General features: G+C 46.0%; 11 protein-coding genes. 8 read left to right on the top strand and 3 right to left on the bottom strand.

The window, feature by feature from the left end:
• Nucleotides 1–3 precede the first annotated feature (3 nt).
• Complete coding sequence (locus ACXAH1_RS13040) at nucleotides 4–306, bottom strand: isoamylase early set domain-containing protein (RefSeq protein ID WP_253049967.1); 303 nt, start codon at nucleotides 304–306, stop codon at nucleotides 4–6.
• Nucleotides 307–771: 465 nt separating this feature from the next.
• On the opposite strand from ACXAH1_RS13040, the gene ACXAH1_RS13035 reads away from it, so the two are divergent.
• Complete coding sequence (locus tag ACXAH1_RS13035) at nucleotides 772–2,685, top strand: putative bifunctional diguanylate cyclase/phosphodiesterase (RefSeq protein ID WP_475197252.1); 1,914 nt, start codon at nucleotides 772–774, stop codon at nucleotides 2,683–2,685.
• A gap of 15 nt (nucleotides 2,686–2,700) precedes the next feature.
• Here ACXAH1_RS13035 and ACXAH1_RS13030 read toward each other — a convergent pair whose 3' ends face one another.
• Nucleotides 2,701–3,129: an Lrp/AsnC family transcriptional regulator gene (locus tag ACXAH1_RS13030; protein ID WP_138552029.1), complete on the bottom strand. Its 429-nt coding sequence runs from the start codon at nucleotides 3,127–3,129 to the stop codon at nucleotides 2,701–2,703.
• A gap of 1 nt (nucleotide 3,130) precedes the next feature.
• On the opposite strand from ACXAH1_RS13030, the gene ACXAH1_RS13025 reads away from it, so the two are divergent.
• From ACXAH1_RS13025 to ACXAH1_RS13000, 6 genes are all read left to right on the top strand, one after another.
• Nucleotides 3,131–3,271, top strand: a complete 141-nt coding sequence (locus ACXAH1_RS13025; protein WP_475197251.1) for a hypothetical protein — start codon at nucleotides 3,131–3,133, stop codon at nucleotides 3,269–3,271.
• 37 nt (nucleotides 3,272–3,308) lie between these two features.
• Nucleotides 3,309–4,514, top strand: a complete 1,206-nt coding sequence (locus tag ACXAH1_RS13020) for an aspartate aminotransferase family protein (protein ID WP_475197250.1) — start codon at nucleotides 3,309–3,311, stop codon at nucleotides 4,512–4,514.
• A 33-nt stretch (nucleotides 4,515–4,547) separates the two neighbouring features.
• Nucleotides 4,548–5,582, top strand: coding sequence for an arginine N-succinyltransferase (gene astA, locus ACXAH1_RS13015; RefSeq protein ID WP_475197248.1), 1,035 nt, complete (start codon nucleotides 4,548–4,550; stop codon nucleotides 5,580–5,582).
• A 130-nt stretch (nucleotides 5,583–5,712) separates the two neighbouring features.
• On the top strand, nucleotides 5,713–6,516 hold the full coding sequence (locus tag ACXAH1_RS13010) for a 2-oxoadipate dioxygenase/decarboxylase family protein (RefSeq protein WP_475197246.1): 804 nt from the start codon (nucleotides 5,713–5,715) through the stop codon (nucleotides 6,514–6,516).
• A gap of 271 nt (nucleotides 6,517–6,787) precedes the next feature.
• Complete coding sequence (locus tag ACXAH1_RS13005) at nucleotides 6,788–7,621, top strand: polyphosphate kinase 2 family protein (RefSeq protein WP_475197244.1); 834 nt, start codon at nucleotides 6,788–6,790, stop codon at nucleotides 7,619–7,621.
• A complete protein-coding gene (locus ACXAH1_RS13000) occupies nucleotides 7,621–8,919 on the top strand; it encodes a DUF2252 family protein (protein ID WP_475197242.1) in 1,299 nt (432 codons plus the stop codon). Before ACXAH1_RS13005 ends, ACXAH1_RS13000 begins: the two co-directional genes overlap by 1 nt.
• Here ACXAH1_RS13000 and ACXAH1_RS12995 read toward each other — a convergent pair.
• Entirely contained in the window at nucleotides 8,905–9,846 is a 942-nt protein-coding gene (locus tag ACXAH1_RS12995; RefSeq protein ID WP_475197241.1) for a ribonuclease Z, read from the bottom strand. The genes ACXAH1_RS13000 and ACXAH1_RS12995 overlap by 15 nt on opposite strands.
• A 140-nt stretch (nucleotides 9,847–9,986) precedes the next feature.
• Here ACXAH1_RS12995 and ACXAH1_RS12990 point away from each other — a divergent pair, with 140 nt between their 5' ends.
• Nucleotides 9,987–10,259 carry a DUF3081 domain-containing protein gene (locus tag ACXAH1_RS12990; RefSeq protein WP_054016679.1) on the top strand — a complete coding sequence of 91 codons (273 nt, stop codon included), beginning with the start codon at nucleotides 9,987–9,989 and terminating at the stop codon, nucleotides 10,257–10,259.
• The last annotated feature ends 108 nt before the right edge of the window (nucleotides 10,260–10,367 follow it).

The raw sequence follows: 10,367 nt of genomic DNA, 5'->3' as shown, positions 1-10,367 counted from the left end.
CGCTTAGGCCTGTTTACGTGTATCAACAACGCTGTTTTGCGTCCCGAAGCCGTTTGGCACATAACCATCGGCCTGCTCGTCATTGTCCCAGTATTCACCATCAATCAGATATCTAAAATGATACTCGTGCCCGGTCGGTAAGCGATACTTAAGCTTAAATCGTTTGTCTTTTTTGTGGAATTTCATCGTTAAAGGCTGCCAGTCGTTGAATTCAGCGACCAACTCAACTTTAAGAGCTTCCGGATGAGTGATTTCAAACGTGACTTCCGCTTCGCTTTTTGTTTTGAAAAAACGCTTAGTTAACATTGTGGGCTCCAAAAAACCGCTAGGTTGTTTATCCTTGCCACAGTGCCGTGCCCGTTACAGCTAGACGAACGGTTGCTGTGAAACTACAAAGCATAATTGCTCATTGTCTACATACAGTGTGTACGCTTCATTACAGTGCAATGACAGTCCAGTCTTGCACAAATGTGGTGATTTTCACTTAGAAAGCTGGCACAACTGCCTGTATATTAGTATACGGGCAATAAACGCGCCAAAACTTGTTAAAAAGTTAGGTGAGAACTATTCTCGTGTAAAGTGAATTTAATTGATACTTGATCTCAAACACATCACCGCAGTATTAATAATTTAGAATACAGTGAGGCACTGAGCTGCGATTAAGATCACCCTGAATTAGGTGTAAAACATGTCATACTTAGGGCTTATTTATAGTATACTTACTGCTCCTGGCAGGGATGAATTTCATTAGGTAGGTGGATACGCTCAATCATGCAAAGTGTTTTTAAAAATATAGCAACCTGTATTGTCTGTTTTGTCGTGATTGGCATCGTCATTAGCCTGCTGTTTACAAAACATGTAGTCGACGTTCAAACCGGTCGTACCACTGTGGCATTGCATAAACAGCCCTTAAGCGCACAAACTGAACATACACCGTGGTTTGGGTTTCTGTTCCCTGATCAACGTTTTTTAGATGTAAACAGCCAAACACATGTCCTGATTAAGCAAGATCAAATGGGCACCGTTTCGGTGACTGTAAAGCACGTCTTAACTCGCGTTCTCTCTTCGCCTGTTTTGCTGTTACTGATTATGGTGATGCTGTTACTCACTCTGACCAGATTGCGCGAATTAAGACAACAACATACACGAACCAAAGCGCTATCCGATATTGACCGAGACCTGCAAGATATCATTGGTAATCTTGAAATAGATTACAAAGCCCTACCAATTGGGGGGTCAGTAGCCCAAATAAGTCACGCCGTTCATACCATAGCGAGCAATATTCAGCGTATAAAAATAAAGACTGACAGCCATGTCTTCCAGGACAAACTAACCAAGCTGATAGACCGCCACGCTTACATTGAGCACATCAGCAATGAGTTGGCGATGGCTGAGCAACAGCAAAGTAAATGTGGCTTATTATTTATCGACCTGGACGGATTTAAGCAGGTGAACGATTCTTTCGGGCACAGCTTTGGTGATGAAATATTAATTCAGGTTGCCGAGCGTTTATGCCAGGTAGTACGCCAGTATCAGTTGCAAGCACTTCATGCTGTGCATGGACTAGACCAAAACCTGTCGCGACTTGGTGGCGATGAGTTTTCTATCTTTATACCAGACTTGAAAGATACTGGGTTTTGCACTGAAGTGGCGCAGACCATTCTTGGAGAAATTGAGCGTGATTTTGTACTGGGTAACAAACTGGTTAAAATCAGCGCAAGTATCGGTATTGCGGTATACCCAGACAGCGCAGCGACCCCAAATGCCTTGCTGCAGATGTCTGATGTTGCTATGTATCGGGCAAAAACGGATGGCCGGGGTATCTTCCGAGTTTATTCGCCGGAAATGGGTAACAAAATCAGACGCTATCATTACTTGCTGGAAGAGTTGCGACTGGCAATTGCGTCACAGAACTTCCACCTGTCATTTCAACCCATAGTCCATGTGGAAGATTGCTCAATCGATTACTTTGAAGCTTTGGCTCGTTGGCATCATCCGATTGAAGGGCTTATTCCTCCTTCTGAATTTATTCCTATTGCCGAAGAGTCGAATCTCATATTGGATCTTGGTGACTGGATTTTACTGGAATCTTGTCGCCAGATGTCGGCCTGGCACAATGCGGGGATGAAACGAGTACGCATCTCGGTTAATGTCTCTGGGATCCAGCTCAAACACCGCGCTATTTTCGATTGGGTGATGGCTGCTTTAGAAAAAACTGGTCTGCCTCCCACCTCTTTAATGCTGGAAATAACAGAGTCAACGCTGATCACCGCAAGCAATGAAATCATCGCTCAGCTGGAGCGCTGCCGTGCAGCGGGCGTCACTATTGCTATTGATGACTTCGGTACTGGGTTTAGCTCACTGAGCACTTTGGCAGACTTGCCAATTGATGTTATCAAAATTGACAAGCTATTTATTTCTCAGGCAAAGGACAATCCTAAGTATTACAAGATACTCAATTCAATCAGCGAGCTCGGTGCACAGCTGGACCTTAAAATTGTTGCCGAAGGGGTCGAGCAGGTTGATCAGTTTGAGCTGGTTAAACAAATGGGCATACGCTGTGTTCAGGGTTACCTGGTCTCGCGCCCCGAAACCTCGAGCCGAGTGGGTAACAAAGTGCTTAAAAGTAACATGAACCATATTGCTTCTACAGGAACCAGTGTGTGGCTGCCTGAATCCAGTTAAGCCATCATGAGCTCTCTAGCGCTTAAACTTGGTTTCCAGAATCACCGAAGAAGTCGTGCGTTCTACCCCTTCCAGGTTCCCTATGTCGTCGAGCAGCTGGCTCAGCTGTTCAAGACTTTGTGCTTCCACCTCCGCAATCATATCGTATTCGCCGCTGATGGCGTACAAAGCCGAGATATTATTGATCTGCTTAAGTGCATTATTGGTTTGTGCGGTCAGTTTTTGTCTGACCTTAATAGACACATGGGCAGCAACCTGAGACGCCTGATATTGTCTGCCCAGCTCAACACTGTAGCCTTGGATCACCCCATTTTGTTCCAATTTTTGTAAACGACTTTGGACCGTTGTCCTGGACATATCAAGCGTTCTTGCCAGCTCAGAGATGCTGGCACGGGCATTTTTCCTCAGTTCAGAAAGTAAACGTTCGTCTTGTGAATGGATCATTGTGAAAACTTCAATCGTCATTTTGATCGTTATTTTAATCATTTTATTTATTTTTGCACTGCAAATTGACAACACAACGCGTAATAATGACAAAAAAGCGGGGAATGCGGATTCGTCTGTTGCAGATGAGCGCCCAAAATAGCCCTGAAGAAGTAAAGATTTATTAAGAGGAAGTCATCATGCAAGTGAATCGCGAGTTGTTTAACGAAGTAATGGTACCAAACTACAATCCATCTGAAGTGATCCCTGTAAAAGGGAAAGGTTCACGTGTTTGGGATCAAAAAGGCGACGAGTACATCGACTTCGCTGGTGGTATCGCCGTAAACTGTCTTGGCCATTGTCACCCTGCTTTGGTTAACGCGCTGAAAGAACAAGGTGAGAAAATCTGGCACCTGTCAAATGTGATGACCAATGAACCAGCTCTTCGCTTGGCGAAAAAACTAACAGACGCCACTTTTGGTGAGCAAGTCTATTTTGCCAACTCAGGCGCAGAAGCCAATGAAGCAGCACTGAAACTTGCACGCCGTTGGGCAATTGATAACTTTTCAGAAGAAAAAACTCAAATCATCGCATTCAATAAAGGCTTCCACGGTCGTACATTTTTCACGGTTACCGTAGGTGGTCAGGCTGCATATTCAGATGGCTTTGGACCTAAACCGCAAGATGTGACCCATGTTGACTACAATGACCTTGAGACCTTTGCCAAACTAATCTCTGACAAAACCTGCGCGGTCATGATGGAACCGTTGCAAGGTGAAGGCGGTATCATTCCACCCACCCAGGAATTCATTCAGGGCGTACGCGAATTATGTGATAAACATAACGCACTGCTGATTTTTGACGAAGTACAAACTGGCGTTGGCCGTACAGGTGACCTGTATGCATACCAGGGTCTGAACGTAACACCTGATATCCTTACTACGGCTAAGGCACTGGGTGGTGGTTTCCCAATTGGCGCAATGCTAACAACCAAAGACATTGCCAAACACTTAAAAATCGGTACTCATGGTTCGACTTACGGTGGTAACCCACTAGCCTGTGCGGTAGCTGAAGCTGCATTCGACACTGTTAATGATGAGCAATTACTGGCAGACGTAAAACGTAAAGAGCAACTATTCCGTGACGGCCTTGCTGCTATCAACGAAAAGTATAATGTATTTAGCGAAGTACGTGGTAAAGGGCTACTGCTTGGAGCAGTTCTGAACGACAAGTTTAATGGTCGCGCCCGTGACTTCCTGGTTGCCAGCGGCAAGCATGGTTTGATGGCACTGGTTGCAGGTATGAATGTGGTTCGATTCACACCATCGTTGGTGATTCCGGATGAAGATATCCAGGCTGGTCTGGCTCGCTTTGAGCTGGCAGTAGCGGATGTTGTGAACGGTTAATGGTGAGGGGCGCGAAAGCGCCCTGCTAAATCTATGCAAGTACTCAGACCTATTTCAGAAAAAGATTTTGCGGCTTTAAAAACCATCGCTGTCGAGTCTGGCCACGGATTCACGTCCCTGCCTGTTGATGATGATTTACTAAGCAGTAAAATTGCACGCTCAGAAAACAGCTTTAAAAAAACTGCCGGCTTGCGTACCGACGAAGGCTATTTGTTTGTACTGGAAGACAGCAACAGTGGTGAGATCTTAGGCACCACCGCAATTGAAGCTGCAGTTGGCATGCAAACCCCGCTGTACCACTATCACTTAGGCAAAACAGTTCACCATTCGCGCACCCTGAATGTTTACAACACAGTCGACATCCTGACCATGTGCAATGACTACACAGGTGCGTCCGAGATCTGTACCTTGTTCCTGAGAGAGCCATTCCGTCAGGGCCTGGCCGGCCGGTTTTTGTCTCGCACGCGCTTTAACTTTATGGCACTGCATGCCGAACGCTTCAGCGATACCGTGATTGCCGAAATGCGTGGCGTCAGTGATGAAGACGGACATTCACCATTTTGGCAATGGTTGCAGGAACACTTTTTCAGCATTGAATTTCCTCAGGCTGATCATCTCGTCGGGCTCGGTGACAAAGTATTCATCAGTGAGCTAATGCCAAAGTACCCGATCTATGCAAACTTACTTAGCAAGAAGGCACAGGCAGTAATAGGTCAGGTGCACGAAAAAACCAAGCCTGCCCTGCGACTGCTGCAAAAAGAGGGGTTCGAACACCGAGGCTATGTTGATTTATTCGATGCAGGTCCAACCGTTGAGTCCAGACTGCACAACATTAAAACGGTACGTGAAACTAAACGCGGTCGTGCACGCATCGTCAGCTCAGCTGAACTTAGTATAACGGGAAGCGAAACCTGGTCTGTTTCTAACTGTCGTTTAGCCGATTTTAGGGCTACTTTTGCCACTCAGGTTAGGTGGTGCGCGGACTCCAGCACGTTCAAAGTAAGTGCCGACATTGCAACAGCACTTCAAGTCTGTGAGGGCGATGAAATCAGCGGGTTTATACTCTGATACACATTAGTACATCAGGTTATTTGACTAACCAATATCTTCGCCTGATGTCACAACTGAATTAAACGTTTGCGTCGTGCTTAGTCGTAACATTTAACGCGGCTGAGCCGCCATTTTAAGGATTGTCATTATGCACAACAATGTAGATAGCTTATTTGAAAAACTATGGAATAACTACCTTGAAGTTACTCCTTCTGCTGTTAAAGTTCACGAACTACTTGGTTCTACACAGCAAGATGACGTGATCAACGATCATATTGCACTGCGTACCTTTAACCACGAAAAAATTGGCCTGGAAAAACTGGCTGCTCATTTCAAAGCGGTAGGCTATACAGAGTGCGGTGAATACCACTTCGAAGCTAAAAAACTATACGCTAAACATTTCGAACACAGCGACCCGACTAAGCCAAAAGTATTCATCTCTGAGCTGTTGGTTGAAAAGTGCTCTGAAGAACTTCAAGCCATTGTGAACGAACTTGTTGAGCAAATCGATGAGAGCGCCGTCACTGCTGACAACTTCCTGTATTCAGGTACGCACTGGCAGGTCAGCCATGAAACTTACAAACAACTTCTGGCCGAGTCTGAATACGCAGCCTGGATGGCAGCCTGGGGCTACCGTGCTAACCACTTTACAGTCAGTATTAACCATCTGGGCAACTTCGAGACTATTGAGTCCGTAAACCAAGCGTTGAAAGATGCTGGATTCGAACTAAACGCATCGGGCGGCGAGATCAAAGGTTCTCCTGAAGTGCTACTTGAACAGTCATCTACTCTGGCAGACCACCATACCCTTGCTTTCAGCGATGGTGAATTCAGCATTCCAAGCTGTTTCTACGAGTTCGCACTACGCTACAACAAGCCAGATGGCGAGATCTACACGGGCTTTGTTGCTGCATCAGCCGACAAGATTTTCGAGAGTACTAACGCACGTTAAGCGTATATCACAGTAACTTGTTAAAGCAGCCAATCGGCTGCTTTTTTATTGTCAGTCAAATCTATTTCCCTTGCCAGATCAATACTCCACAGCAAAAACTATGTCAGTATGTGACCACACACCGGTTGTTTCAGGGCAGATTACAGGTTAAGTTTTCTGTTGTCGGATAATGACCTTAACTAAACTGTCATTTATGTGAGCTAGCGTAGAAGCTGTTTAGCTGACAACGTGTCGCGGTCATGACAGTATAAACTGCCAACGAGGTGCAGCTGTGAATATTGAACCAAAGTTAAGTGTACTATTGAATCGCAAAATCACGGTTAAGGCACCGTTGGAACATCCTGCGCTGGATGACAAAAAGGCCTATCGTCAGGCACTCAAATACTGGCAGAATGAGCTGCTACATGTGCAACAAGCGTATTACCATCAGGGCCACAGGGCGCTGATTATCTTTGAAGGATGGGATGCCGCAGGTAAAGGCGGCGCTATCCGCCGCATTACTGAACGCCTGGATCCTCGAGGATATCAGGTTTTCCCCATCAGTGCCCCCAAAGAAGAAGAACAAAGCAGACACTATCTTTATCGCTTCTATAACAAGTTGCCCAAAGCCGGCACGCTGACTATTTTTGACCGCTCCTATTTCGGCCGAGTGCTGGTAGAACGTGTTGAAGGGTTTGCGACACAAACGCAGTGGCAGCGTGCTTACCAGGAAATCAATGAATTTGAACGCCTGCTCCATGATGACAACGTCAAAGTGGTAAAACTATTTTTACATATCAGCGCCGACGAGCAACTCAAACGTTTCGAGGAACGACTAAACAACCCCTACAAACGCTGGAAACTGACAGAAGAAGATATTAGAAATCGCAATAAACGCAAAGAATATGAGCAAGCTGTAGATGACATGTTTACCCTGACCGATACCCAACAAGCGCCTTGGCATCTGGTACTTGCAGAGCACAAATGGTATACCCGGGTAGAAGTACTAAAAACGCTAGTTAAAACGCTAAGTGAGGGGGTCGATATTACACCGCCTCCGGTTGACCCAAATGTGGTTAAACTGGCAAAAGAGCATTTAGGTATCAAACATAAGAGGAAGGACTAATGGAAAGAGCAGATGTACTGGGTCAATATTTTGATCACCATGATGGTACACACCCAAGCATGACTTTGCCTAAACACACTAAAATGGCGTCGAGCGCATTCCGTTTTTTCCGTGGCAGCGCCCCTTTAATGTACAGAGACATTGCCAATGATGTCATTACATTGCCACAACCACTGTTTGAGTTACCCCTGACTTATGTCCAGGGGGATTGTCATGCCAGTAATTTTGGCTTTTTGAGTGAAGAAGGCTCTCATGGTGAGACATTGGTTTTTTCACCCAACGATTTTGATGATGCCTGTATTGGTCATGCAGTTTGGGATCTGCTGCGTTTTTTGGTCAGCATACCGCTTGCCCAGCAAGAGGGTGCCTTGCTTCAGAGCTCCAGCGATGATTTAAAGCTCAGGCAAAAGCCGCTGGCGGACTCGGCACAGGTTAATCAGGCCCAACAGACTTTCATTGACAGTTATGTGGCTACCTGCCAGGCCTCATTGCGGGGAGAAAACAATAATCAAAGTGCCCTGACCGAGTTCAACCAGGAGCATATATTACACAAGCGTTGGCAAAAGGGCCTGCAGCGCCTGGTCGGGGGCGTCGCATTTAACCTAAAAAGTAGCCTGGCCAAAGAAGTAGATCTCAACACTACCCCTCTTAGGTTTAAGGACAATGGTGAGAAATTCTCTCGGCTTCATGAAGATTTGTACAATACCTTAGTTGAATATTTCCGCCCATATGTTGACGACGAGATAGTCGATTGCGTTGAGCGCATTGATGCTGGCACGGGGTCGAATAATCTCAAACGTTATTACTTACTGGTAGGTCCGAAATGTTGCTCTTCAGCTGAGCTATACCACATAGTCGAAGTCAAGCAGCAAAGACTCGCCGCCCCCTTACATTATAATGCCGACCTGAGCCCAACAAATCGACTCAATCATGCTCACCTGACGGTCAATTGCCAGCGTCAGATGCAGCGCAGGCCCGATCTGGTTCTGGATGATGCGTTATGGCAAGGAGTCCACTGGCTAGTACGTTCCCGCCATCATGCCCGCGTTGGCATTGATCCGGAGCACATTGTGTTAGGCAAACGTGCCGCTGAGCGCAATGGCTTGAGTCAGTATACAGAAGCCTGTGCCAAAGCCCTGGCCTATGCACATATGCGTGGCGACCGTCGCTCATTGATGTTCCAGCAAGTTGTCTGTGACATCATGCCGGAGTATAAAACCGAACTTATCGCGTCAGCAAACCATTATGCAAGCCAGGTTGAACAAGACTGGGGCCTATTCTGTTCACTCAGAAAGTAGTCGTTTGGGAATAGTCACCACCAAAGAATCGAAAGCCAGATGCAATGTACCCTGAAAATAAGCTCTGGCTTCCTGCTCAAGTGCTTCCAGCATGCCTTCACCATGATATCTGACACTAAAATGAGTCAGAGTTAATGCACTGACGTTTTGCTGCTGTGCAAACTGCGCAACCCGTTTAGCATCGCTATGCCCTGTGTGCGTGCCGACCTTCATAAGGTCAGAGTGGGTAAACGTTGCCTCATGAACCAACATGTCAATTTCGGCGCAATGGGGTGTCAACAACGCAGGTTTTTCGTTATCGCCGCAAATAATCACCACTCTAGGCTGCCAGCTGGGAAAGGCATAAGTATCAGCGCGTAGTTGTCGCCCTGCAAAATTGACATCCTGACCTTTTTGCAGGGAGTTGTAATGTGGACCGCTTGTAACACCGTCCTTTGCCAACTGGGCCACTCTTAATTTACGCGGGATGCCAGTTTCTGTGATTTTGAATCCGAAACTGGGCACTCGGTGTTTCAGCGCAATAATTTCTATCTTACAAAACTCAAAACACACTAACTGATCATTTTGCTCAATTGGCATCGTATACAGACTAAACGGCAAAGCCACTTGAGTTACTGCCAGTGTCGACATAACAAACTGGATGACCGCCTGAGGGGCAATAAGATGAACCGGAGCTTGCCTGCCTGACATGGCCATAGACGCGAGTAAACCCGGTAAACCATAACAATGATCGCCATGCAGGTGGCTGATACAAATCACACTTAAGTGATAGGCGGATAAATCGGACTTTAGAAGCTGGTGCTGAGTCGCTTCTCCACAGTCTACCAGCAACCAGGATTTGCTTTTGTCGAAACTGACGCCGGTTGCTGACATATTTCTGCTCAGACTCGGGCTTCCTGATGAAGTCCCTAAAAAATGTAACTGCAAAACAACTCCTAAAATGCGGTCAGAGACATTGATCCTGCCACAGCTTAGGTTACAGTGGAACCAGGGCCAGTTGAATTCAGTTAGGTTTGGTGCCCTGGTCGAAGGAAGTTGCAAACCCATTGCTATGACAGGAGTAAGATATGAAAAATGAAATCGATAGTCGTCAAATACTCGCCGTATATGAATATATTCAGCAACATGGTGAAGCAGAGGAAAACGGTAAGCTGTTTGAGGGGATCCGTGCCTACTCAGATCCCGATGGCTATACCATCTATCTTGAAGGCAGTGCTTTGTTACTCAGGTTTGGTTTTCACAATACTTATCATATGGATTACCAGCACGAGAAGAATAAAGAGGACTTTATCAATAAGCTCAACTTTATATACCAAATGGCTAACGAGGCCAAAGATTGACCTTTATTGTTAGGTACAGCTGAGTATTTTACTCATTTTGTCTCAGAATCTTTCAAAATTAACGCTTTGCTATAAAACTAGCGAGTGAATGGTGGTAGAGTAACGGCA

Source organism: Pseudoalteromonas sp. AWH4_217, from assembly GCF_056161105.1.
This window is presented reverse-complemented; position numbering and strand designations above follow the sequence as displayed.

Bases quoted from the DNA above. Each gene is read 5' to 3' on its own strand.
- ACXAH1_RS13040 (WP_253049967.1), bottom strand. From the start codon at position 306: ATGTTAACTAAGCGTTTTTTCAAAACAAAAAGCGAAGCGGAAGTCACG.
- ACXAH1_RS13035 (WP_475197252.1), top strand. From the start codon at position 772: ATGCAAAGTGTTTTTAAAAATATAGCAACCTGTATTGTCTGTTTTGTC.
- ACXAH1_RS13030 (WP_138552029.1), bottom strand. From the start codon at position 3,129: ATGATCCATTCACAAGACGAACGTTTACTTTCTGAACTGAGGAAAAAT.
- ACXAH1_RS13020 (WP_475197250.1), top strand. From the start codon at position 3,309: ATGCAAGTGAATCGCGAGTTGTTTAACGAAGTAATGGTACCAAACTAC.
- astA (WP_475197248.1), top strand. From the start codon at position 4,548: ATGCAAGTACTCAGACCTATTTCAGAAAAAGATTTTGCGGCTTTAAAA.
- ACXAH1_RS13010 (WP_475197246.1), top strand. From the start codon at position 5,713: ATGCACAACAATGTAGATAGCTTATTTGAAAAACTATGGAATAACTAC.
- ACXAH1_RS13000 (WP_475197242.1), top strand. From the start codon at position 7,621: ATGGAAAGAGCAGATGTACTGGGTCAATATTTTGATCACCATGATGGT.
- ACXAH1_RS12990 (WP_054016679.1), top strand. From the start codon at position 9,987: ATGAAAAATGAAATCGATAGTCGTCAAATACTCGCCGTATATGAATAT.